The organism is Vibrio sp. 10N.261.51.A3, from assembly GCF_041471965.1.
GTDB lineage: Bacteria > Pseudomonadota > Gammaproteobacteria > Enterobacterales > Vibrionaceae > Vibrio > Vibrio crassostreae_C.
In genome coordinates, this window is sequence record NZ_JBFRPK010000048.1 from 42,352 (window position 1) to 67,606 (window position 25,255).

At 43.1% G+C, this 25,255-nt stretch carries 17 protein-coding genes; 9 read left to right on the plus strand and 8 right to left on the minus strand.

Features of this window, described 5'->3' with window-relative positions; all coding sequences use genetic code 11:
• Positions 1 to 925 precede the first annotated feature (925 nt).
• Both AB4371_RS12460 and AB4371_RS12465 read right to left on the minus strand, forming a co-directional pair.
• Entirely contained in the window at positions 926 to 2,758 is a 1,833-nt protein-coding gene (locus AB4371_RS12460) for a hypothetical protein (protein ID WP_136981709.1), read from the minus strand.
• 190 nt (positions 2,759 to 2,948) lie between these two features.
• Complete coding sequence (locus tag AB4371_RS12465) at positions 2,949 to 3,809, minus strand: oligogalacturonate-specific porin KdgM family protein (RefSeq protein ID WP_017072468.1); 861 nt, start codon at positions 3,807 to 3,809, stop codon at positions 2,949 to 2,951.
• A gap of 538 nt (positions 3,810 to 4,347) precedes the next feature.
• Here AB4371_RS12465 and AB4371_RS12470 point away from each other — a divergent pair.
• Positions 4,348 to 5,385, plus strand: a complete 1,038-nt coding sequence (locus AB4371_RS12470) for a polysaccharide lyase family 7 protein (protein WP_017061470.1) — start codon at positions 4,348 to 4,350, stop codon at positions 5,383 to 5,385.
• 230 nt (positions 5,386 to 5,615) lie between these two features.
• Here AB4371_RS12470 and AB4371_RS12475 read toward each other — a convergent pair whose 3' ends face one another.
• From AB4371_RS12475 to AB4371_RS12485, 3 genes are all read right to left on the minus strand, one after another.
• A complete protein-coding gene (locus AB4371_RS12475; protein WP_080582237.1) occupies positions 5,616 to 6,983 on the minus strand; it encodes an MATE family efflux transporter in 1,368 nt (455 codons plus the stop codon).
• Positions 6,984 to 7,130: 147 nt separating this feature from the next.
• Positions 7,131 to 7,853, minus strand: coding sequence for a FadR/GntR family transcriptional regulator (locus tag AB4371_RS12480; RefSeq protein WP_048613964.1), 723 nt, complete (start codon positions 7,851 to 7,853; stop codon positions 7,131 to 7,133).
• Positions 7,854 to 8,027: 174 nt separating this feature from the next.
• The gene (locus AB4371_RS12485; protein WP_048607046.1) at positions 8,028 to 8,804 is read right to left on the minus strand and encodes an SDR family NAD(P)-dependent oxidoreductase; all 777 of its coding nucleotides are present in this window, start codon (positions 8,802 to 8,804) and stop codon (positions 8,028 to 8,030) included.
• 342 nt (positions 8,805 to 9,146) lie between these two features.
• On the opposite strand from AB4371_RS12485, the gene AB4371_RS12490 reads away from it, so the two are divergent.
• The 3 genes from AB4371_RS12490 (at position 9,147) to AB4371_RS12500 (ending at position 12,728) form a co-directional block, all read left to right on the plus strand.
• Positions 9,147 to 9,866 (plus strand): FadR/GntR family transcriptional regulator, encoded by a 720-nt coding sequence (locus AB4371_RS12490; protein WP_136981708.1) that lies wholly within the window; start codon positions 9,147 to 9,149, stop codon positions 9,864 to 9,866.
• A 283-nt stretch (positions 9,867 to 10,149) separates the two neighbouring features.
• Positions 10,150 to 12,012 carry a DUF294 nucleotidyltransferase-like domain-containing protein gene (locus AB4371_RS12495; protein ID WP_017069961.1) on the plus strand — a complete coding sequence of 621 codons (1,863 nt, stop codon included), beginning with the start codon at positions 10,150 to 10,152 and terminating at the stop codon, positions 12,010 to 12,012.
• Positions 12,012 to 12,728: a 3'-5' exonuclease gene (locus AB4371_RS12500; protein WP_136981706.1), complete on the plus strand. Its 717-nt coding sequence runs from the start codon at positions 12,012 to 12,014 to the stop codon at positions 12,726 to 12,728. The genes AB4371_RS12495 and AB4371_RS12500 overlap by 1 nt, the downstream gene beginning before the upstream one ends.
• A gap of 134 nt (positions 12,729 to 12,862) precedes the next feature.
• On the opposite strand, the gene AB4371_RS12505 is transcribed toward AB4371_RS12500, so the two are convergent.
• Both AB4371_RS12505 and AB4371_RS12510 read right to left on the minus strand, forming a co-directional pair.
• A complete protein-coding gene (locus AB4371_RS12505) occupies positions 12,863 to 13,612 on the minus strand; it encodes an oligogalacturonate-specific porin KdgM family protein (RefSeq protein ID WP_017069963.1) in 750 nt (249 codons plus the stop codon).
• A 1,047-nt stretch (positions 13,613 to 14,659) separates the two neighbouring features.
• The gene (locus tag AB4371_RS12510; RefSeq protein ID WP_017061462.1) at positions 14,660 to 15,271 is read right to left on the minus strand and encodes a toxin-antitoxin system YwqK family antitoxin; all 612 of its coding nucleotides are present in this window, start codon (positions 15,269 to 15,271) and stop codon (positions 14,660 to 14,662) included.
• A gap of 509 nt (positions 15,272 to 15,780) precedes the next feature.
• Here AB4371_RS12510 and AB4371_RS12515 point away from each other — a divergent pair.
• A complete protein-coding gene (locus tag AB4371_RS12515) occupies positions 15,781 to 17,553 on the plus strand; it encodes a sodium:solute symporter family transporter (RefSeq protein WP_017067389.1) in 1,773 nt (590 codons plus the stop codon).
• A gap of 85 nt (positions 17,554 to 17,638) precedes the next feature.
• Entirely contained in the window at positions 17,639 to 19,255 is a 1,617-nt protein-coding gene (locus tag AB4371_RS12520) for a polysaccharide lyase 6 family protein (RefSeq protein WP_102398579.1), read from the plus strand.
• Positions 19,256 to 19,421: 166 nt separating this feature from the next.
• On the opposite strand, the gene AB4371_RS12525 is transcribed toward AB4371_RS12520, so the two are convergent.
• Complete coding sequence (locus AB4371_RS12525) at positions 19,422 to 19,934, minus strand: peptide-methionine (S)-S-oxide reductase (protein ID WP_102398578.1); 513 nt, start codon at positions 19,932 to 19,934, stop codon at positions 19,422 to 19,424.
• Positions 19,935 to 20,173: 239 nt separating this feature from the next.
• Here AB4371_RS12525 and AB4371_RS12530 point away from each other — a divergent pair, with 239 nt between their 5' ends.
• From AB4371_RS12530 to tnaA, 3 genes are all read left to right on the plus strand, one after another.
• Positions 20,174 to 21,289 carry a YcjF family protein gene (locus AB4371_RS12530; protein WP_372135675.1) on the plus strand — a complete coding sequence of 372 codons (1,116 nt, stop codon included), beginning with the start codon at positions 20,174 to 20,176 and terminating at the stop codon, positions 21,287 to 21,289.
• Entirely contained in the window at positions 21,276 to 22,952 is a 1,677-nt protein-coding gene (locus AB4371_RS12535) for a GTPase family protein (RefSeq protein ID WP_372149873.1), read from the plus strand. The genes AB4371_RS12530 and AB4371_RS12535 overlap by 14 nt, the downstream gene beginning before the upstream one ends.
• Before the next feature lie 760 nt (positions 22,953 to 23,712).
• Complete coding sequence (gene tnaA, locus AB4371_RS12540) at positions 23,713 to 25,185, plus strand: tryptophanase (protein ID WP_102398575.1); 1,473 nt, start codon at positions 23,713 to 23,715, stop codon at positions 25,183 to 25,185.
• Positions 25,186 to 25,255: the final 70 nt, after the last annotated feature.

The following is a 25,255-nucleotide window of genomic DNA, read 5'->3' on the forward strand; positions in this document are numbered from 1 at the left end:
CCAGCCTTAGGGTTTGGAGGCTTTTTTGTGCCTGCTGTTGGTTGGGCTTAAGCGTATGATTTAATTGAGTAGGAGAGGGGTAGTTATCAGTTGCACAGAGTTTAAGACATTATCATTAAGCTCATTCAGTATTAACTTTAGTCATTATCAGTTTCAGTCACTATCCTTTCCCCAATCGCCGATCACCATTAACCTCAGTCATGATTAATCTCAGCTGATAACAGGTCATATTGGCTCTCATTCAAAGCTAAACAATGCCAATATTATTTTGGAATCGCCATAGCTAGAAAACTTCGACTTCGTTCTCAAGGTATGTACTAATGCGACGTCTACACATGAACGTATTGTTTTGCCTGGTCTACTAATAAGCGTTAGCTCGGCTGATTACTCCCGTTTTGTTCTTGAAACCGTCACTTTTGGGTTGTTTAGCAAGACTCTTAGCAACAGCCATAAATCGTGCTCTAACTCTTGCATAAATAGAAGGGCGGTTAGCCATCACTTTATTAGCGCCAATGCTTAATGAAATACTCAGGCGGGCTCAAGTCGATGATCAAACGCATCTAGTGCTCAAGGGGATACGCTTGAGGGTTAGTTGCTTGCAGGCCGTAAATACCTTGATTGTATGCTACGGTGATGCTGAATAATAATTTGTGGGTTGAGTGCAGAGCTGAGGGGTTTTGTTTATCTATGATAGATACAGGGCTTTTGAGAGGGTTAAATAAGTTAGAGAGGCAAGGGGGCATTCGTTACTAGCAGCATCGGTGCTTATTCAACGCTGAAGCAAAGTTCCGCTGAGTCAGAGAGCTTAACTGAATCGCCAGTCTGCTTTTTATTCTTGAGCTAACAATAAAAAATCCCTATCAAATTACGTTGATAGGGATTTGTTTTATCTAGCAATCAAGTCAAACAGACTTTCTAGTGAGAACTAGAATAGGTCTGAATCTAGGTTGTCGAAGTAGGTGTATGTCCCTTTTGAACCATTGTCACCATTGTATAGCGCAATAGCGGTCGGGGAACCACCTGCACTTTCAGCTTTTAACCCAGTGTAGTCTATTCCATCAACATTGACGGTAATGTCTGTATCTACCCATGAAATGGTCACATCTACCCATGTGTCTTTTGAGTATGAAGCAAGGTCAACTTGGCTGCCTGATTCGTTGCGGAATTTAATCATACTAGATGTAAATACAACTTCAGTGAAGCGACCACTAGATGATGCATCGTTATTAGAACCTAAGAAAATGTATGATGCTTTTACATAGCCATCGCTAGGGATGTATACAGATGTAGAAACAGAGCCAGTTTCTGCTGCGCCATTAGCAAAGTCGCGGCCAACGATAGCTTTGTTATTATCAGTGGTTGAGTCCGCACCATCTTCAATTCGTAAAGAGTTAGAACCCGACTTGGCAAAGTCACTACTGATCACTGCTGTATTTAAAACCCCATCAACACCTTTTGTCTGGTACGCAGGGTTAGCCACATCGATCTGCGTACCTACAGTATAAGAATCGAAGTTGTCTGTTACTTCGCCGGGCTCTGGATCTGGATCTGGATCTGGTTCAGGTTCTGGCTCAGTATTGCCGCCATCAACAACAACTGTCGCTTCCGCAGTATTGTTGTTGTACGGATTACCTGATAGCGCTTGGCCATTCGGGTAATTGTTAAAGTTATCTTCAAACACTAGCTCATCAGAAGCTGTGTCATTCGAATAAACTTTAAAGTTGTCAGCGTTTAACTCGTAGTGTGTTGTGTTAGAAGTATCACCAAGCTTCAATGACACGATAGTAACGGCAGCTTTGTCGAAAGCCTCAAAACCGTTGCCGCTATTGTCGTATACAGTGTCATTGACTTTGAATGTGTAGTAACCGCTCGCCCAACTGATTTCAACCGCGAGATCTTCACCTAAAGTGTAAGTGCCTACAGGCTCATCAGGAATTTGAGGTTTACCGCTACTATCGGTAACCGTGGAACGGTAGAAAATTTCTCCAGCATTAAAAATAACTTCGCCGTGTAAATTAGTGTTAGAAGTACCAGAAGCGTAGAGACTAATATAAGCGTTGTTACCTGAACCATTCGCTTCTTGCTCGGTGTCTTCATCTACTTGGTAGATTAAGTCAACGGTTACCTTTCCTGATGCGATACTGTCTACTGTTGCCCCTGTGCTGCTGTCAGACAATTTCAAACGTAGTTCACCCACATCATTCTTTACACCACCATTGTTGGTGTCCAAGATTTGAACGTAGCCATTGATACCATTTGCTTCATTGGCTTTACTGATAGCTTCTTGTACGGCGTCAGTCGCAGTTTGGTCTGAACCAGAGTAGTCTATGCCAGTGGTGTTATCTGAAATATTCAGAGCACCAGCGTCATCGAAAGAAAAAACACCATCTAGAATTTCGATCGTTGATGTGCCTGTTTCATAATATGTGAAAGAGACCGTACCGGCTTCTTCATCATAATTATTAGTAGAAGCACTTGCATCTTTAATCGTGTAAGTACCTAAGTCATCATCATCGTCATAGTATTTATGATTGCCATCTTCTTGGAAAACATAAACATTTGGTAGATCAGCGTTTGATGACGCGGATATTGAAGCGGAGTTACCATCACTGATTTGCCAGTAACCCGTAGTTAATGCTGAAGGTTGGTTACCTGGATCAGTAGAACCATCGGTCGGGATAGGTAAACCGTCACTGTTACAACCAAATAATAAACCTGTCGAAAGAGCGACAGCTGTAGCGACTTTAGAAATCTGCATAAAATATTCTCTTTATGATATTAAATCCATATGTAAATCACATAAGAAATAGATAATGAATAGTCGTTAAATATTTATTAGGATGAAACTAACGTTAATTAGAACATCCTATTATTTAAATAAAGTGCTTAAAATATGCCCCAAAAATTTACAAGAGGAGAGGGGTATTTTATAAATTGACTATTTCTAATTAGAATGAGTAAGCAACACCAACACGGTATTTTGCTTCGCGATCTTTAGAAGATGAGCTGATATCAGAAGACCAAATCTCAGCAAAAGGTTTCCAAGAACCGAACTTGTAGTTTACTTTTAAGCCAGCATCCCATTCCCAGTCATCACTATTATAAAGAAGTACGTTATCCAAAGATTTTACATAGTTTGCTTCGTAAGAAAGACCAAGCTTCGGTAGAGACTCAATTTTATATGCACCTGTTAGCGTTATTTTGGATTTTTGAGCTGATTCTAAACGTTCGCCAGTTTCTGAATCCTTATCACCAAACTGTGTATGGTTGCGGAAATCAGCATACTCGTGACGGTAACGAATGGCAGTCGTTAATCCCATATCCGCATTATAACCAACACGGAATTGAGGTTTGTAAGTGACTTTTTTCATCTTCCAGTCACCGCCGTTGTAGTTCGGCTCATCCCAGTCCCAAGCGATCGGCATACCAACTTGTAGATACCAGTTGTTATCGACTTTGTAAGTTGCTGTATTTTCTACTTCCATACCGTAAATATACCAATTGCCGTCATAGAAGCTTCTACTGTTTGCTGATTTAACTTCGCCAGAATCTGCGTCGTAGTAAGAATCGTCAGTATGGAATTTAACTTCAAGGCCCGTTGAGTGCTTCCACTTATCTGACAGTTTAAAGCTTTCACCTAGCTTCACTCGGTGTTGATGGCGAGCGTCTACGTGAGCCGTGTCGCCATTTGTTTTTGTATAATCCGTCGCAGCACGATACTCGTAACGATAATCAAGAGATGCACCAGTAGCTGTGCCCGCTAAAAGAGTACATGCAACAGCTGCAGCAATTTTTGTAACAGAATTCATACCTTTGTCTCACTATTATTTTTTAATTCTGGATACATCCAATGTACCCGTGGCTCACAAACCAATACCTTAAATGGTATTAAATTAATGTATGACAAATATGGTATTTATTATTGAGTCAGATTTCTGTGAGATCTATCAAAAAGTTCTGACTAATGGCCCAAGTATATAGCTAAATGTTATGAATATCTCAATTTAGGGCTTGTGTATTAAATCAATCATGACGTACTTCTCATATTCACAAACCTTAGAAACTCACTTTTTTGCATGTGTTAAAATAATACAAATATTAAGTGTTTCTATATGTTAATAATGATGATTTTAACCATCGTGGCTTAAACATAGGGAGCATGTTGAGAGGCATAAATATAAACCATAGCCAGATGTTTAATAAAAGTTACAAAATGGCTAAATGTAAATTCTATTTATCGGTTGGCTTATTTAAGTCGAAGAGAAAATATTTAGTACTAATTCGTGTTCAAAAGTGGTTTCTGTACTGAGTGTGTACTCGGTATCTGTTAACAATAAAGGATGAGTCATGTTTAAGAAAAACATATTAGCAGTGGCGCTATTAGCGACTGTACCAATGGTTACTTTCGCAAATAACGGTGTTTCTTACCCCGTACCTGCCGATAAATTCGATATGCACAATTGGAAAATAACTATACCTTCAGATATCAATGAAGATGGACGTGTTGACGAAATCGAAGGGGTGGCAATGATGAGCTACTCACACAGCGATTTCTTCCACCTTGATAAAGACGGTAATCTCGTCTTTGAAGTACAAAACCAAGCTATTACCACGAAGAACTCGAAAAACGCACGCTCTGAGTTACGCCAGATGCCACGCGGTGCTGATTTCTCAATCGATACGGCGGACAAAGGAAACCAATGGGCATTGTCTAGCCATCCATCAGCAAGCGAGTACAGTGCCGTTGGCGGCACGCTAGAAGCGACCCTAAAAGTGAATCACGTAGCGATTAACGCTAAGTACCCAGAAAAGTACCCAGCTCACTCGGTGGTTGTTGGTCAGATTCACGCTAAAAAACATAATGAGTTAATCAAAGCTGGAACTGGTTACGGGCATGGTAATGAACCACTAAAGATCTTCTATAAGAAGTTTCCTGGCCAAGAAATGGGTTCAGTATTTTGGAACTATGAGCGTAACCTAGAGAAGAAAGATCCTAACCGTGCCGATATAGCTTACCCTGTTTGGGGTAACACTTGGGAAAACCCAGCGGAACCGGGTGAAGCAGGCATTGCTCTTGGTGAAGAGTTTAGCTACAAAGTGGAAGTGAAAGGCACCATGATGTACCTAACGTTTGAAACAGAACGTCACGATACGGTTAAGTATGAAATCGATCTGAGCAAGGGTATTGATGAGCTTGATTCACCAACGGGTTATGCTGAAGATGATTTCTATTACAAAGCGGGCGCATACGGCCAATGTAGCGTGAGCGATTCTCACCCTGTATGGGGGCCAGGTTGTGGCGGTACTGGCGATTTCGCTGTCGATAAAAAGAATGGCGACTATAACAGTGTGACTTTCTCGGCACTAAAGTTGAACGGCAAATAGTACATAAGGCTAGTTAGAAACAGGCCTTAAGGAATGTTTTCGAAGACCACTGAACCGAATGTTGAGTGGTCTTTTTGTTTTCTATGAGATTTAAGATGAGCCGGGTATCAGCGAGAGTACAATGAAGCTTACCAATGAACGGTACAGCTGAAACAATACAACCTTGTCAAAAGACAAGGTTGTAATCAGAAAGCGTAGGAAGATTTTAGGACGACAACTCGATACGGAGTTTAGTCATACATCAACTCTTTAGCTTTGTCGGCATCAAACTCCTTTAGAGACTTTCGAGCTAAGTGACGGAATGGGAAAGCTTTAACGACTTCTTCGAATGGTTGGATAGCAAAGGCCCAAAAGATAGAGCCATCTAAACCAAAGATGATCAATGCACACAATGGAATTGAAATTACCCATTGACCAGTAAAGTTGATTTTGAAGACTGCGGTCGTTTTTCCTAGGGCTCTTAATACATTCCCATGAACCGTGTTGTAGCCACGGACAATCGGCAAGAAGATGTAGAGTGGGGCGATAACGGCCAATGCTTGATAGGTAGACTCATCCAAGTTCGGGTAAATGTCACCAATGACCAGACTTAATCCTGCGAACAAGATTGCACACACAAAAGAAATGACGACCGCAATATCAATACTGGTATCGACGTTTTTGACTAGGTCATCCATCTTTTTAGAGCCAATCGCTTGGCTGATAGTAATTGCGGAAGAGTGAGCCCAAGCGGTAATAAATTGAGAGACAGCCCTGATCCAAGGCATCACCAAAGTAATCGCTACGTAAGCGTTGATGTTAAGTTGCGAATACAACAATTGATATATCGTTGCGCCAATCAAAAGCATGGTCACGTTCGCTGCTACAGGGAATATTTCGATAAAGTGACGGCGAACGTTGGTAAAGAATTCAGAGCGCTGAGCGTCTAATTTGAGTGAAATCGCTGAGCTTAAATGCACGCACAAAACCAAATACAGCAAGCGGATCGTTATTGCAATAATGCTGCCTAATGCAGCGCCTTGTACTCCAATCCCTTCAAAATTAGAAAAACCATGAATCAGCACATATGAGAGTACAGCATTGATAGGCAGTTCAATTAAGTAACCTTTGAATGGGACTTTAGTTCTGCCTAGCGCATTAAATAAAGCAATGATCACCTGCGTTAACGCGGTAAAAATAACGATGTATTTCGAGATGTCTAGATAGCGGCTGATTTCTAAGTGAAGGGAAGCGTCATCTGTTAAAGCTTGAATCAAGGGTTGTTCGAAAAAAGTAAGTAGAAGCCAAAATAGTGTTGCTACGCCAAGGTTGATAAATAACCCTGCCCAAAATGCTTTAGATAATGATGCGGCGATGCCAGAGCCCACTGCGCGGCTTAATACTAACTGAGTACCGTTTGCCAGCGCCATTTGAATTCCCAGTACAAAGGCAACGATAGTCGTCGCAATCCCCATTGCAGCTAAAGGGATTTCACCAAGAGGAGAGACAAGCAGTGTGTCGATCATCAACATCGACTGCATCAAGATACCGTTTAAGGCGAGGGGCCAGGCGAGAGAGAAATTTTTCCTTACGTACGATTGTGAAGACACAAACAACACCTTATGTGTATAACCGTAAGCTTTCTCTGAGGTGACGGAGTAGAGCGTTTAAAGAAGAAAACACTACGGTAGTTGATGGTTAAAAATGGGTGCTAAAACAAGACTGACTTGTGTCTTTGAAACACAAGCCAGTTTGGTTAATCTCGGTTATGCGATGGCTAATTCAACCCTAGAGAGCTTTTGGTTCTCATCGTCTAGCAGGACTTGAGAAGCAATTCGAGCTTGCTTGGCATCGCCTGACATTATCGCGTCGTAAATCGCTTTGTGTTCTTCTAAACAGAAGCGACCGCCTTCAGCGGAGTGGTCGATAAACTGCTTGAAGATAGTCGACAGAATATTCGCGAATGGAATGTAAAACTGATTACCTGTCGATAAGAAAATCGTTTGGTGAAACAGGTGATCGTTGGTCGTCCACTCTTCATAATCGAAGTTATTTGCCGCGATAGTCATCTTCTGGAAAAGAATCGAAAGCTCTTTGCGTTGCTCAACGGTTGCATTAGTTGCAGCGAGTGCACACGCTTCCGGGTCAATCGCTTTTCTTAAGCCTAAAAATTGAGACAAGAAGGGTTTGGTATCTTCTAAATCTTGGATCCAGTACAGCAATTGCGGGTCCAAGAAGTGCCACTGTGTTCTCGGCTTGATACGAGTGCCCACTTTTGGCTTCGACTCGATTAAACCTTTTGCCGAAAGTAGCTTGGTTGATTCTCGAAGGGCAGTTCTGCTTACTCCAAAGATATCGCACAGCTCCATTTCGCTGGGTAACTTTTGATTTTCTTCTAACTCGCCTGACAAGATCTTGCGAGCAATTTGTCTCGCCACTTGAACATGAATTCGGCGGCTTGAATCTTCCACCAATGTAAATATTGACATTTAAACCACCTGAAATTGAAACTTTGAAAACACTAAAAGCCAGACGAATCTGGCGTTTAGTGTCAGTGTATACGTCGAATTTAGTGTGAGGTTTTCCCTCATCTACTCTGGTCTGTTGACCTTATATAGTGTGGCGAACTTAAATCGCTGAGTGAGCTTATATAAACCAGCTAACTAAGGCGTTATTTGTCCGCCATTAACATCTAGGATTTGACCTGTGATGTAACCGCTGCAAGCGTGCGATGCAAAGAAAGCAAATGAAGGAGCAACTTCATCAATATTGCCAAAGCGTCCCATTGGAATGTTGTTAGCAATGGTCGCTTTCAAATCGTCGCTTTTACCATCGTGAAATGCGGTATCGATAGTGCCTGGTGAAACAATGTTGAAACGGATATTGTCTTGTGCGAACTCTTTCACCCAATTACGGTGAATGTCGTGCAACCAAGCTTTAGACGCGGCATAGATGCCTGCACCAACACCACCGCCTTCGCGAGCGGCAATAGAGCCCGTGCTAATCACACAAGATGTTTGCCCGGACTCAGCAGCAGAGGCGCGTAAGTGCGGGATAGAGAACTTGGTTGTCATCAGCGCAGAGCGAACATTAAGGTTCATTACGCGCTCATAAAACTCATCATCGATATTTTCTAGATTGGCGCGACCACCAAGGCCACCGGCGTTGTTAATCAACACGTCCATGCCACCAAAATGATCAGTGAACTCTTTGACTAACCTTTCGCACTCTAATGTGTCCATTAGGTTTGCAGGAAAAAAGGCAACATCGCCACCCAGTGCGGTAAGTTCAGATAGAACGTCATCGACTTTTGGGCTGAAAGCACGACTATTGATGCCGATTTTTGCGCCGTATTTTGCAAAGACACGTGCGGTAGCTAAACCCATACCAGCAGTAGAGCCAGTAATTAGAATGCGTTTGCCTTTTAAATCGTTAAACATCAGAGCCGCCTATATTGTAGATTATTCACGCCAATAAATCATACAATAACACTTGCTATATTCAAGGGTGTTTATCTAAAAACGGGTTATTACCGACATAAATAGTGAGAGTAAGGGTGGTTTTGTGAGTTCACGCATACATTGAAATAGTAAATGAGAACTATTTGTATGAATTAATAGGTTGAATTGGTTTTATAAACCTAAAGATGAGCAGGTTTGTGAAATATTGCTCCAACCTTTACTGGTAGTGACCTCACGTTATTCTGATGCTGTGTTGGTGAAGATATAAATCAGTGCTATAGTCCGAGTTAAATAATACATATCTAATCGGTAAGTAGACACATGGCTGGCTCTTTCAATTCTATTTCAGGCTCTAAGCGAAGCCTTCATGTGCAAGTTGCACGTGAAATCGCCCGTGGTATTTTGTCGGGCAATTTGCCTCAAGGTTCTATTATCCCTGGTGAAATGGCTCTGTGTGAGCAATTTGGTATCAGTAGAACAGCATTAAGAGAAGCGGTTAAGCTTCTGACTTCAAAAGGTCTATTAGAATCTCGTCCTAAGATTGGTACTCGCGTTGTTAACCGCGCGTTCTGGAACTTCTTAGATCCACAATTGATCGAATGGATGGACGGTTTGGCCGATACAGACCAATTCTGTCATCAGTTTTTGGGTTTACGCCGTGCAATTGAGCCAGAAGCGTGTGCTTTAGCTGCTCAGTTCGCGAGTGCAGAACAACGTATTGAGCTGTCTAGTATTTTCCAACAAATGGTAGAAATCTCTAGCGAAGAAACGCTTGATCAAGAGCGTTGGCTAGATATTGATATGAAATTCCATAGCCTGATCTTCAATGCAACAGGTAACGACTTCTACCTTCCATTTGGTAACATCTTGACGACCATGTTTGTTAACTTTATTTCTCACTCTTCTGAAGAGGGAAGTACTTGTATTAACGAACACCGCCAGATTTATGAAGCAATCATGGCAGGTAATAGTGACAAAGCACGCCACGCGTCAGCAAGTCACCTGTTAGAAACAAATCACAGATTACCAGCCGTTAGTTAATTGTTTTCACTGTTATTTTAGCTTTGATCGTTTTGCATTATCGACGAGAGGTCATTCTCGCAAAACTAGGGTAGTCAAAGTTAAAATTACGGTTGTACAAAAGCTAACTTCAGCAGTGACCTCTAAAAAGCACGTTCCATACGTGCTTTTTTTGCATCCAAATTTGATGAAAACCTGACTGGTGTCCAATATTTAATCTATTATTTGCTGTTTCGTTAAAAGCACTAGTAACCAGTATTTTAAGTTATATAATAATACTAATTAAATTATTGTGAGTGTGATTATGCCCCAGTCTCTACTGCCAAATATTCTTCAATTCATAGGTCAAATCGACCCATTCGATAAGATCCCTAAACAAGCACTTCGCGAACTTGCCTCTAACGTGCAAATTACTTATCTCGGTAAGGGAGATGTGGTCGATTTGTGTGAGTCTGGGAAGGAAAAATCGCTCTATATCATTCGAACGGGCTCTATGGAGCAACGAAAATCGGATGGTGTGCTTCGTGCTCGTCTAGGCAGTGAAGATTTGTTTGGCTTTACGTTCTTAGATTCTGAAGTCAACGACGAAAAAGGCTATAGAGCTGTCGCAATCGAAAACACCTTACTTTATGTGATTCCACACTCGGCACTTCAAACGCTTTTCAAAGCCTTTCCAAGTTGCGCAGAACACTTTGCTTCACAGGCGCAGGTTCGCTTGAAGTCGGCACTGGATGTGGTCTGGTCGAATAAAGAGAAAGGCCTGTTCATTCGTAAAGTTGAGGAAGTGGCAAGCGGGCAGGTGGCAATTGTTAAGTCTGAGCAAACCATCCAGTCGGTTGCGGTTGAAATGCTTCATCAACGCTCACCGTGTGCCGTGATCTATGAAGGTGAAACCATTGTTGGTTTGATCACCGACCGAGACATGACTAAGCGAGTGATTGCCCACGGCGTGAGTACTGATAGCCTGATCTCAGAGGTAATGACGCACTCTCCACTTACTGTAAAACCGGATGATCTGGTGCTGCATGCGGCCTCTATCATGATGCAATTTAATATCCGTAACTTGCCCGTTGTGAAAGAGAATAAGGTCGTTGGTCTTCTTACTACGTCTCATTTGGTTCAAAACCACCGTGTTCAAGCGATATTCTTGATCGAGAAAATCAAATACGCGGGCAGCGTGAAAACCATGTCTTCGTTCACCTCAGAGCGACAAGCTATTTTTGAAGCGCTGGTGGAAGGTAAAGTGGCGCCTGAAACCGTCGGCAAGGTAATGACCATGATTATGGACGCCTACACCCGTCGATTGATTCAAATAGCGATTGATAAGTTAGGCCCACCACCGTGTGATTTCTCTTGGATCGTAGCCGGATCGCACGCACGTAATGAAGTGCACATGTTGTCGGACCAAGACAGCGCGATTGTTCTTGCTGACGATGCAACCGACAGTGACCGTATTTACTTCAAACACTTAGCGATGATGGTGACCAACGGCTTAGCAAGCTGTCACTACCCATTATGTCCAGGTAAATTCATGGCTGCGACGCCAAAATGGTGTCAGCCACTCAGTGTATGGAAGCACTACTACAAGAAGTGGGTGGCTAACCCAGAGTACGAACGCTTGCTTAATATCAGTGTGTTCCTAGAAATTCGTACTATCTACGGCAACAGTGAGTTCGAAGGTATTCTGCGCGATGAGCTGCATAGCAATATTCGCGGTAACCGTGAGTTTTTAAGCACGCTAGTGAAAGACGCGGTCAATACCAACCCGCCACTTGGCATCTTCAATAGCTTAGTGCTAGAGAAGTCAGGTGAGAATAAGAAAACGTTGAACGTGAAGAAGTACGCGATCAACTTGATTATCGACTTAGCGCGTATTTATGGCCTTGCTGTGGAGTGCGATTTGTCGGCGACTGACGAACGTTTCGCTGCTGCCAATGAAAAAGGCATGCTGAGCGACGATGCATTCAAGAACATTCTGGGTGCTTACCAGTTCATTCTCTCTTTCCGTTTTGGCCATCAACTTGAAGCGCTGAAGAACGGGGATGTGCCTGACAACAACATCAACCCAGATAGCTTTGGTAGCTTTGAGCGTAAACACTTGAAAGATGCCTTTAGGATCATTGCTGACCTTCAAGAAGCGGCGAAAATTCGTTTCGGAGCGCGTTAATGAAAGCCTTGTTAAACTATTTTCACCCGCTTGAGCGAATTAAACGTAAACGTAAGCAATATTTGGGAACGGTTAAGTTGCCAGAGGCGTTACATGCTCTCGTAGAGCAGCCTTGTCCTGAAATGACGGATTTGGCCAAAGACAGCGACTATATCGTGTTGGATCTCGAAACCACAGGCTTAGACAGCGAACAAGATCTTATCTTGTCTATGGGATGGGTCGATGTGGTGAAAGGACGAATCGATTTGGCTTCTGCCAAGCATATCTACCTGAACAATGATTCTCAGATTAACGCTGAAACTGCGGTGATTAACCACATCACACCACAGATGCTGGAAGAGGGCGCATCTATTCATGATGCGATGATCGCTTTCTTCGAAGCAGCGAAAGGCAAGATTATCGTCGCGCACGCGTGTGTAGTCGAAGAGAAGTTCATTAGCCAATACCTTCTTCGCTGCTACGGTTTAAGAGCGATTCCTCTGCTTTGGCTTGATACCTTGTGTATTGAGAAAAGCATGGAGAAAGCGATCAGCAATCATGAAGAAGTCGATTTAACCTTGGCAGGGACTCGCGAAAGGTACGGGCTTCCTGAGTACAACAGCCACAATGCATTAGCCGATGCCGTTTCGACAGCGGAATTGTTTTTGGCTCAGCAGAAGCGAGTTGTGCCTAACGATAATGTGACCGTTGCCTTTCTCTATCGGATTAGTCACTAGGAAAAAGAGCTGCAAGTGCGCGGCTCTTATTTTACTGATTTTAAAGGAAAAAAAGCCAGCGATTAAGCTGGCTTTTGTTTAGGTCTTAGAAAATTAGGACAGTAATTATCTTAGATTATTCATGTAGCTATCGATTAGAAGCTGTAAGTTAGACCAACACGGCTACGCAGTTCACGAGTCGCTTTAGTTGATGAAGTGCTCACATCACCAAACTCTACATATGGTGCCCATTGACCCATAATATGGCGAATGCTTGCGTTCAACTCGTAGTTGGTATCGTCGTTGTCGTAGATGTCATAGCCATCCGCTTTGTAGTAGTTACCTTCTAGACCAAAGCGCCAGTTTTCCATTGAGTAGTTAACGTTTGCCGTTAGACGGTGACGACGTTGATTAGAAACGTTTTTATCAACCGTGATTGGAACACCGTCACTATCAACAATAACATCACCATTGTCATCGAATTGATACTCTGAGCTGCTAGTGTTCTGTCTCATATCGTAACGGTAACGAGCACTTAGGCTTAGGCCATCAACGCTATCCACTTTGTATGTTGCACGAACTTGAGGCTTGTATGTAACGCCAGATTCACGAGCTTCAATTGGCATACCGTAAGTCATTGTCCAGTTATCGTTTAGTACATGACGGTAGTTTAGACCAAGCTCCCAACCATTGTTCTTCAAATCTTCCATGAATTTACCGTCTTCTCCCTTGAATTTCGCTTCGATATCTACAAGGAAGTTGCCAATGCTATCGCCAAGTTTTACACGAGTAGCGTGTTGATCTGTATGACTCTTGTATTCGTGTCTCATATCGAAAGACGCAGCAGATACAGAGCCAGCAGCGAGTACAGATGCCACAGCAATCACGATTTTAGTTTTATTCATGGTATTAATTCCATATTTATATGGTTGAGTATTGGCCATAATTACAAGCCAAATAGAGTAGTTCTTGTCTTAAATGCATTTTGTTTTTGAAATTATTTCTTGGTTATTTCAAATTTATTTTGCATTTAAATAATACAAATATGGTAGCGATCCGAGGCGTGATGATCTGTGAACTTGATCGTGTTGTTAGGACAAAACCACTATTTACAAAGGGTTACAAAATCGAGTTGTTTTGTTAAGTTGATGTTTTTTAGTGATTTGTTTGGCTGTTGATAATGGTTTTGAAGAGTTTTGTTCATCAATAAATGTGCGCTACAGCAAAAAATTGAACCTTTAGATATCATTTTTATTTGTAATACATTATTATTTACTAACTTTCTGTAGCAACACATAACTTTGCTGTGTTGATTGCATGAACAGACGGTGTGAAGCCGAATAAGTAAGAGTGGTCTTGAAGCTAAATGGATTAAATCCACCGCTTTAAGAACATGAGACATTTACTTGAGGTGATTTAAAGCTAAATCAGAGAAGGTTTGAAATGTAGTAGGCAAGGTAGTGACATAGCCTGCTATATAAGTATGAACTTGATAGGAATGAACTGGGTTCGAATCGTTACCCGTTGTTCTCATCAGCGACAAAGAAGAAATCGTTGAAGTGCTTGCGAAAGCATTTTGATTATTGCTCCCAACTATTCTAATTATAACTTCTGCTTTCATCTAGAAAGGTAGGAGATGGTAGTCGAAGATCTACCCTTGCGCTCATGTTGATACAGGCAACATGAGCGTTTTTTTATTTGAAATTTGAGTAGAGAGTCGTGTGCGGCTCAATAAGCGTGTAAACCGCGGCTTAAGAACAGGCTTTTAGGTTGATGACAACACGCTCAAGTGAGTCTGTTACAGCATCAAAGCCACGAACATTCACGCTTAATCACATGAATGTTCGTTTCTCTTCTCTTCTCTTGTCTCTTAGTTGCAGACGTGTAGCTGCAAACTTTAACAGCAGGCGTTTAGTTATATCAAAGAGCTCCGTGAGAGCTGTTCTTGAGGCTTAGCTTTCTGTAGGCATCCACACCTGTTTAGAGGTGACTTTGTGATCTTTAAAGGTCAGTTCTTCAACTTTGTCACCGTTAGTATTCCAGCGAGTAAGTTTTCCGTTCGCGACTTCACCTTCATCAAACTTCGCTTGGCTGGCCTTATTTCCGTTCGGGTAGTAGTCCGTTACCAATCCATCTTTTTGTCCGTCGCTGTATTCAGCTGTCAGGCTTTGTTCCCCATTGGGATACCAGCGAGAGGCGGTGCCTGATAGTTCATTGTCTTTATAATTGAGTTCTGCTTTTTTCTGTCCGTTTGGATACCAGGTTTCAGCTTTGCCTTGCAGTTCACCTTTTACGTAATTCACTTTAGAAGCGACTTGGCCATTCGGATACCAGTTAGTTTCTAGCCCAAGTTCTAAGCCATCGGCAAACTGAGCTTGGGTCGCGACTTGGCCGTTATCGAACTTCTCTTCAAATTGACCAGTGAAAGGTTTTGAATGGTTTACTTGGTAAGCCACGCCTTTACGCATCTGTAAGTAGTCAACAGCATCTTCACGCGGTGTTGCTGCATAGCTCATAGAAGATACCGTACTAAGAGCAATTAAGATTGGAACGTATTTCTTCATAATGACACCTTTTTATTGGACGGGGAAAGTGTAACGGGTGTGTTAAAAGCATTTCACTTCCGTGTATCCCTGTCAGTATCTAATAGTGGTTTTCAAGTTTTCATTATTGGCTGCCTAATATAGGGAACTTTTAAAAGCAAATTATCGATCTTATTTGTACTACAAATATGTTGGTTTAATTCATTTTTATAAATTATATCTAACGATATTTTTGCTGCTCTTCTTTAAGCTTTGATCGTCAAGAATAATAGTTTTTAACGATGAATCTTCGACTTTTAGAGACTTTGTTCATGTTTTTCGGGGTTTTGGTCGAAATTTAGTGCGGATAACTGCACTGACTTGAGGAATTGCGCTCCTAGGTGGTGCAACTTTGAACTCGATCACTTGTATGATTAATTGAGTGTCAGACTGTAAGATCATTGTCACGCATTTGGATTATTGTAGTACAAATATACTTGCCATTTATTTATAGTGACCTCAACAAAAAAACATAAATAAAAGGTCTAACGATGGAACTCAATACCCTGATAGTTGGCATCTACTTCCTATTCTTAATTGCGATAGGGTGGATGTTTCGAACGTTTACAAGTACGACAAGTGATTACTTCCGTGGGGGAGGTAATATGCTGTGGTGGATGGTAGGTGCAACCGCATTTATGACCCAGTTCAGTGCTTGGACATTTACTGGTGCAGCAGGTAAAGCCTTTACCGATGGCTTTGCCGTAGCGATTATCTTCATCGCGAACGCATTCGGTTACCTAATGAACTACCTTTACTTCGCTCCGAAGTTCCGTCAACTGCGTGTTGTGACGGTAATTGAAGCGATTCGTATGCGTTTTGGTAAGGTGAATGAGCAAGTATTTACTTGGTCTGGTATGCCAAACAGCGTTATCTCTGCAGGTATTTGGTTGAATGGTCTAGCAATCATCGCATCGGGTATCTTCGGCTTTGATATGACAACGACGATTGTCCTAACGGGTCTGGTTGTACTGGTGATGTCAGTGACGGGCGGCTCTTGGGCGGTAATCGCATCTGACTTTATGCAGATGGTTATCATCATGGCAGTAACGGTGACATGTGCAGTCGTTGCTATTTACCACGGTGGCGGTGTTACGCAGATCATTAGCGACTTCCCAACGGATTCGTTCATCACGGGTGACAACCTTAACTACATGAGCATCTTCAGCATCTGGGCTGTGTTCATCTTCTTAAAGCAGTTCAGCATTACCAACAACATGCTTAACTCTTACCGTTACCTTGCTGCAAAAGATTCAAACAACGCACGTAAAGCAGCACTGCTTGCTTGTGTACTAATGACGCTTGGTCCAATCATCTGGTTCATGCCTTCTTGGTTCATGGCTGGTCAAGGTGTTGATTTAGCAGCTGCTTACCCAGAAGCTGGCAGCAAAGCCGCTGACTTCGCTTACCTTTACTTCGTTCAAGAATACATGCCTGCAGGTATGGTTGGCCTTCTGATTGCCGCTATGTTCGCAGCAACAATGTCTTCAATGGACTCAGGTCTAAACCGTAACTCAGGTATCTTCGTTAAGAACTTCTACGAGCCGATTCTTCGTCCTAAAGCGACAGAGAAAGAGCTAATGGTTGTTTCTAAACTAACGTCTACCTTCTTCGGTATCGCGATCATCTTGGTTGCTCTGTTCATCAACTCTCTTAAAGGTCTGAGCCTTTTCGACACCATGATGTACGTGGGCGCATTGATCGGCTTCCCAATGACAATTCCAGCATTCTGTGGCTTCTTCATCCGTAAAACACCGGATTGGGCAGGTTGGGGCACGCTAGTTGTAGGTGGTGTGGTTTCTTACTTCGTTGGTTTCGTTATCACTGCGGACATGATTCAAAACTGGTTCGGTCTAAATGAACTAACTGGCCGTGAGTGGGCTGACCTGAAAGTGGCTATCGGCCTTATCGGTCACATCATATTTACTGCTGGCTTCTTTGTTCTTTCAACACTGTTCTACAAGCCTCTTGCTGAGCACCGTGAGAAAGACGTAGACAAGTTCTTCAACAACCTAGCGACGCCACTAGTTGCTGAAAGTAATGAACAGAAGAAACTGGATAACAAGCAACGTCGTATGTTGGGTTCACTTATCGCGGTAGCGGGTGTGGGCGTAATGACTATGTTCGTACTGCCAAACCCAATGTGGGGACGCATGGTATTCGTTCTGTGTGGCTTGATTGTGTTCTCTGTTGGTCTGTTACTTGTTAAAGCAGTCGATGACAAAGTCGAGCAACAAGACGAAGTGACTCCAGCCGAAGGCTAATCTAATTCGCATCCTAAATAACATCACGGCCACCTGAACGGGTGGTCGTCATTTTTATAATCCAAACTTTAATGTGAGATGTACGATGAACAAAAAACTATTATCGGTAAGCATTATTAGCGCGTTCACGCTCGCTTTTGCAACTGGCTGTACAACACAAGAAAAAACAGCGCCCGTAGTCAGTGTCGCTGAACAAGCTGCGCCAGCTATTAGCGAAATCGACCGTAGTTACCTATTGAGCAGTGACCGCTTAACTGAGGTAGATGGCGACACTTTAGCCGTTGCTTCAGAAGAACAAGTGGCTGCGCTTAAAGCACAATTTGAAAACCTAAAAGATGGCGATGAAGTGGTGATCCCTGCCGGTAAATACGCGAACTTAGGTCAAGTGACTATTACGGCGAATGACATCACTATCAAGGCCGAGCAAGCAGGATCTGCGTGGATCACTGGTTTGATTCAGTTTGAACTGAAAGGTGATGACATCACGCTTGATGGCTTGGTATTTACTGAGGGCGGTCCTAACGAACGCTTTGGCGCAGTTCGTATGATGGGTAATGGCAATACGCTTCAAAACTCAACATTCTACTACTTCAACCACGATTACACGTACGAGCCAGACGAGCGTCGTTCTGAGTATCCAAAGTACCTTTGGGTTTCTCTATGGGGTAAAGACGGCAAAGTCATCAACAACCGTTTCGAAGGTAAGCAAAAACGCGGCACTTTGATTGGTGTGCAAAAAGATGACACAGCAGACAACCACCTGATCGCAAACAACATCTTCATGGACCAAAAGCCTAACCAGTTCAACGAATTCGACATTAAAGAAGCGATTCGTTACAACGGCAACAGCTGGGAAGCGATCCGTATTGGTGATTCTAAAGCTTCACAGTGGGATTCAAGTTCTAAGTTCGTGAACAACCTAATGATCGATATGGATGGTGAGCGTGAGCTTATCTCGATTAAGTCGGGCGACAACACGATCTCAGGTAATACTATTTTCCAAAGCACTGCGCTTATTTCACTGCGTCACGGAAAAGGCAACACAGTTGAGAACAACATGATTCTTGGTAATGGAAAGCGCCTAACGGGCGGCGTCCGTATCTACGATGAAGACCATGTGATCCGCAATAACTACATTGCAAATACTCGAGGCCGCGATGGCTTGATTGAAGGTAACGCTGACCTACGTGGCGGCATTGTTATCAACACAGGTATCATCGACGTAGCGAATGGTGAGCAGTTAGATCAATCGGTGAAAGGCAAAGAGCTTAACAAGCAGTGGACACCGAAAAACATCACTATCGAGAACAACTCTCTAGTTGATACTGAGTGGGGCATTGTTTACGGCAACCAAAGTCACCGTGTAAGTTTGTTTGACAACGCAGAAGTGGAAGGCATTTATGCGGGTGTTGATGTGGCGTTTAAACACAATGTGGTTGATAACTCGCAGTCACCTGAATTTGTAAGTGTCCGTGCAACGCAAGACTTCCCATTAGTTGGCGCAACCTACACAGACGAAACTTACGTAGGTCAAGTAACGGATTCTGAACTGATCGAAGGCTACTCGGTTGAGCTACCAAAAGTCGTTGTAGAAAATGGCATTAACGCTTACCAAGGTGAAGGCGCAGACGTGTCTAAACTTGCGGTTGTGACAGCTGAAACAGCGGGTCCAGACTACGTGCTTGAGAATACGACTAAGTAATCTATTAGTTAATGGCTAATGGCTAATGGCTAAAGGTTAATGGCTTGAGCTACCAAATCAATTCACGATAGCTGTCCTGACCATAACACTTAAAAAGCCTCAACAGATAATGTCTGTTGAGGCTTTATCGATCTTAGGTCGTGATCATCTCAATCTTACGTCGAGACTACTGTGATTTATACTTATGCAGTAGATCCCAAGGGATATGACATAAGTGGTGATCTTCAGGGAAGTGACTTAAGTGATGCTGGTGGATGTCGTCGCTGGCAATATAATTGGTCAACGGCAACACCTCAACAGCGATACGGTCGGCATCATCTCTTGAAGAAATATAGTGCTTAGCTTCGGTTAAGTGTTCTGCATTAGTGCTGTATACACCTGTGCGGTATTTCTCTCCGACATCGACACCTTGTTTATTCAAGCTGTAAGGGTCGATAATCTCAAACAAGTGTTCCATCAAAATCGTGACTGACGTGATGTTTGGATCAAATTCAATTTGTACGCACTCCGCGTAGCCATTGTAATCGCTTTGTGTGCCGTCGCTTTGTGTCGTTTTGTTCTCTGTTGGCTGGGCGCTTCCATTGGCACGGCCTGCTTCTGTGCTGATAACACCAGGAACGTACTTAATAAATTCTTGTACACCCCACAAGCAGCCGCCAGCTAAATAAATTTGTTCCATACTTCTCTTTGAGCTCTCTGTGTTTGTTGATGTTCGTTAGGTACCCGAATCAATACGATGATACCCGTACGTATAAAAAAGCGTCTATAAAAATGAGCGCGCAAATAAAAACAAGCGTTTAGGCATTGTAAACCTGTGCGACTGAACAAACATAAGTTTAATATGATTTGTGATTATATAAGTCAGTATTGCTTTGTCATCAACTCGAATCTCAACATCAAGTGAGCGTTACTCTAAACATGTTTGATCAAATAAAAGACTTCATTAATCCGAGCAAGAACCCAGACTTGACTCAGGCTCATGAATATCAGCGCAAGCATCTTCCTACATTGTGGCTGTTGGGCAAAACGGGGGCGGGCAAGTCATCGTTTATTCAAGCGGTCACGGGCGACTCTTCTGTAGAAGTGGGCAATGGTTTTGCGCCTTGTACCATGACGGCGATGTCGTATGAGTTTCCGCAAGACAAACCCGTGATGAGGTTTCTTGATACCAGAGGACTCAGCGAAGCGAATTACGATGCGAAAGAGGATTTGGAAGAGATTGGTCAGGCAGGTAATGCGTTAGTCGTTGTAATGAAAGCCGACGAACCTGAACAATCCGCTGTGCTTACGGCTCTAAAACAGATTAAGAAACAGAAGAAGATTAAACACTTGTTGCTGCTTCATACGGCGGTGTTGTCTTCCAGTGAACCAGATCGAGCAAGGCAAATTCAGTTCAACAGCAACCAAGTAGAGAAGGCTTGGGGTAAAGAGTTTGAATCGGTAGCGGTCGATTTCGAAACGGATGACAACGCTATGTCTAACAGCGAAGCGGTTTACAACTATGACATCTTGTTAGAAAAGCTGAGCAGTATTCTTCCGGTGATAGGAATGATGGTGCAAGACAAAGAACATTCCACGCAAGAAGAAGCCAACTTTGATCAAGTAGAAAACGAAGTGCTTTGGTATGCAGGAAGTGCCGCAGCGAGTGACCTGATTCCGGGTGTTGGTTTGGTGTCGGTACCTGCGATTCAAGCCAAAATGCTTCACAGCTTGGCCAATCAATATGGGGTCGAATGGAATAAGAGAGTCTTTAGTGAGTTGATAGGTACTCTGGGAAGCAGCTTTGCTTTGCAATACGGAATGAAGCTGGGCACTCGACAGTTGATAAAGCTGATTCCAGTTTATGGTCAAACGGTAGGTGCGGTGGCTGCAGCGGCAATGAGTTTCGGCACCTCTTATGGTTTAGGTCGCGCGGCTTGTTTTTACTTCTATCATAAGAACAAAGGTGAAGAAGTGTCTGAACAAGAGATGCAGAAGATCTACAAAGAATCTCTGAAAAAAGGAAAGGCGGCGTCGGGTTATGAAGAAAATTAGAAACCTATTTCGATTACTGGCGGTGCTATCGAGCGGACGCTGGGGCATTGCCCTGATTTCGGCGATCTTCCCAAGCATTATCATGATGGGTTTTGGTGTCTTCTTGGCGATCAAATACGGTTATCTACTCGAAATGTCGATTGCCATTGCCGTGAGTACCTTGGTGTTCACCATTCCTTTATTCATTTCTAGCCGTTCTTCAAGCCGCTCTTCAAATAAAGAGTCTTTCTCGAATAAAGAGAGTGGCGGCCTTGGCGAGGATACTGTTGAAGCTGAATCACAGCATAAAAAAGCTGATATCAACGATGCATTGGTTAAGGCTTCGGCTGATTGGTCTCAAAAAGAACTGTCGATCTGGAATGATTCAAAACACCATGTACGCCAACAATTAATGGTCGACATAGAGTGGGGTAACCTAGACCAAACCGGTTTAGAGGTACTTGAATTTGTTGCGAAAAAGTTTGATAAGAAATCACTCGATTTTTCGATTCCTGAAGGGCTAAAGCTGTTCGAAGAGGTCAGCCGACGCTACAAATTGGTAGTGCGAGAGCATATCCCCGGCATTGAGTATCTCAAGGTTTCTTACATCAAAGCGGGCTACGAAGCCTACGATAAATACGGTGAGCTAGGACAGAAGATCTTCAAAGCGGCTATTTGGGGTAACCACCTTAAAAACTTGTATTTGAATCCGCTCAAGGTGATTTCTGATTTAGGACGAGAACAAGCGACAGCAACGATGACAAGGGGTGTGGTTGATGACATGCAATACGCCGCCAAACAAGCCTTGTTAGATGAAGTTGCGGCGGTGGCGATTGACCTCTACAGCGGACGTTTCAGCATTGAAGATGAGGCACTTAAAGTGTCTGATGTTTCTGAACTCGACGAACAACGCTTTGCTCCAGAGCTAGAGCCTGTGCGAATCGTGCTGGTGGGACAAACCAGTTCGGGTAAATCTTCACTTATCAATGCACTCAAGCAAGAGTTGGTTGCAGAAGTGGATGTGCTGCCATCAACCGACACTTCAACGGTGTATAACGCGTTTGTCGACGACAATGATGTTCGCGTTGTTGATCTTCAGGGGCTTGATGGCAATCCTAAAACCGAAGCCTTAATGCTGAAAGAGATGACCCAAGCGGATGTGGTGCTATGGGTGCTTAAAGCCAATCAGTCTGCACGTGATTTGGATAAGCAATTGAAAGATAGATTTGATGCTTTCTATGACGATCCTAAGAACATCTCACGCAAGAAACCGGTTGTGGTGTCGGTTGTGAATCAGGTAGACAGATTAAAGCCTGTAGACGATTGGCAGCCACCGTATGACTTAGAGAATCCAACATCGACCAAAGCGAAGATCATTGCTCAAGCGCTCGAATACAATCATATATTGCTGCAAACCGATATCGTGTTACCGCTGGCGATTGCGCCAGAAAAGGTACAGTTTGGTTTAGATACTTTAAGGCAGACGTTGATAGAGCGTATCGCTGACGCAAATAACGTTCAGAGAAACCGCCAACGTTTAGAAGCCATGAAAAGAGGCTCGTCGGTTAAAGGCCAACTGAATAAAGCAGTCAAAGTGGGTAAGAAGGTGGCACCCAGCGTATTGAAAGCGGCGACACCAAAACTGGCTGAAATGGCCATCAAGCAAGCCGTGAAGAAGAAGTAAGTTATTCACTGCGAATACGGTTCTGGTGAGGTTTGAGCCTCATCAGAATTTATCTTTTCTAGATCGGCGAGTTTTGGATCTTGGCTTTATTAGATGATGGCTTTTTTAGAAAACAGCTATCTTCGCCCCTTATTAGAGAGGTGTTGATTTCAAAAGAGATTTGATATTATTAAGGTTCTCGCTGAACTAGTTTAATAGTATATAAACAGCTGTGATTCACATTTTATATAACACGCTATCGTATTTAATCATCATTCTAAATATTGATCACATTTATACTTTTTTAAGCTGTATTTATAAAACAATTGCACTATATTTAAACTTCGGATCATCTTGATTTCAACGTAGGGATATATTGTGAACATGTATCTGAAATGGCAATCAACAACTTGGCTAACCTTATTAGCTTGGTATACCTTAGATCACCAACTCTCGTTCCACCTTTCTTCAGAGTAGTACCCTCTGGGCGTCACGCGCCAGCAAAGCAGCGAGCTTTGTTTACCTATCAGCAGCTTTGATAACCTTTGAACGTATGAATGTCGCACTTATTATTCCGTGTAGGGTATTCGTTTTTTGTCGTTCTCGCTAATTATCTTAGCCTCTGTTTAGGTTTGATTAATAAGTCATTATTTAATTTGTTTATTTTCACTGTTAATTTTCTGTGTATCTTTATACGGAACTATTAATTTAATAGTGAGGACTCGTGACATCTAAAGAAAATACATTTCGACCTGATCGGAATGTATTGAAAGGTATTATTATGGAAAACTTCAAACATCTACCAGAACCGTTTCGTATTCGTGTTGTAGAGCCAGTAAAAAGAACAACTCGCGCCTATCGTGAACAAGCCATTGTCGACGCGGGCATGAACCCATTTTTGCTCGACAGTGATGATGTGTTTATCGACTTACTGACAGACAGCGGAACAGGATCTATCACTCAGCGTATGCAAGCCGCGATGTTAATGGGTGATGAAGCTTACAGTGGTAGCCGCAGTTACTACGCATTGTCGAATGCGGTTAAGGATATCTTCGGTTACGAGTTGACGATTCCAACACACCAAGGACGCGGTGCAGAGCAGATCTACATTCCGGTTCTTATTAAGAAGCGTGAAATGGAGAAAGGGCTCGATCGCAGCAAAATGGTCGCCTTGTCGAACTACTTCTTCGATACAACACAAGGCCACACCCAAGTGAATTGCTGTGTGGCGAAGAACGTTTATACCAAAGAAGCGTTCGATACCTCAGTGAACGCGGATTTCAAAGGCAACTTCGATGTGGTGAAGCTGGAAGAAGCGATCTTAGAAGCGGGCGCAGCCAATGTTCCCTACATTGTGAGCACCATTACTTGTAACTCTGCTGGTGGACAGCCAGTGTCTATCGCCAATCTAAAAGCCGTGTATGAAATCGCTCAGAAGTACGATATTCCTGTGATCATGGACTCGGCACGCTACGCAGAAAATGCCTACTTCATTCAACAACGTGAAGCGGGTTATCAGGATTGGACAATCGAACAGATCACGCGTGAGTCTTACAAATACGCGGATGGTTTAGCTATGTCTGCCAAGAAAGATGCCATGGTACAAATGGGCGGCTTGTTGTGCTTTAAAGACGACGCTTTCATGGATGTGTACACAGAGTGTCGAACCTTGTGTGTGGTGCAAGAGGGCTTCCCAACCTATGGTGGCTTAGAAGGTGGCGCGATGGAGCGTCTTGCGGTTGGCCTTTATGACGGCATGCGCCAAGATTGGTTAGAGTACCGTATTGGCCAGGTTCAATACCTTGTTGATGGCTTAGAAGCGATGGGCATCGTGTGCCAGCAAGCAGGCGGTCATGCTGCGTTTGTCGATGCGGGTAAATTGCTGCCTCATATCCCGGCTGGTCAGTTTCCCGCACATGCTTTGGCGTGCGAACTCTATAAAGTCGCGGGTATCAGAGCGGTTGAGATTGGGTCTTTGCTGCAAGGACGCGACCCAGCAACAGGTGAACAACACCCATGTCCTGCTGAGTTGTTGCGCCTTACCATTCCTCGCGCGACCTACACACAAACACACATGGACTTCATTATCGAAGCATTCGAAAAAGTGAAAGAGAATGCAGGACAAGTGAAAGGGCTCTATTTTACCTACGAGCCGCCGGTGTTAAGACACTTCACTGCGCGCTTGAAAGAGGTAGAGACCAGCGAGAAACAAACAGAAAAAAAGAACGAACAAACGCTCGAAGAAGCATTTTAAAATAAAAACATAAGCGAATAGTCACTAGAACCCTAATCAAAGGCTCCCTCGGGCTGTCTCTTATACACAA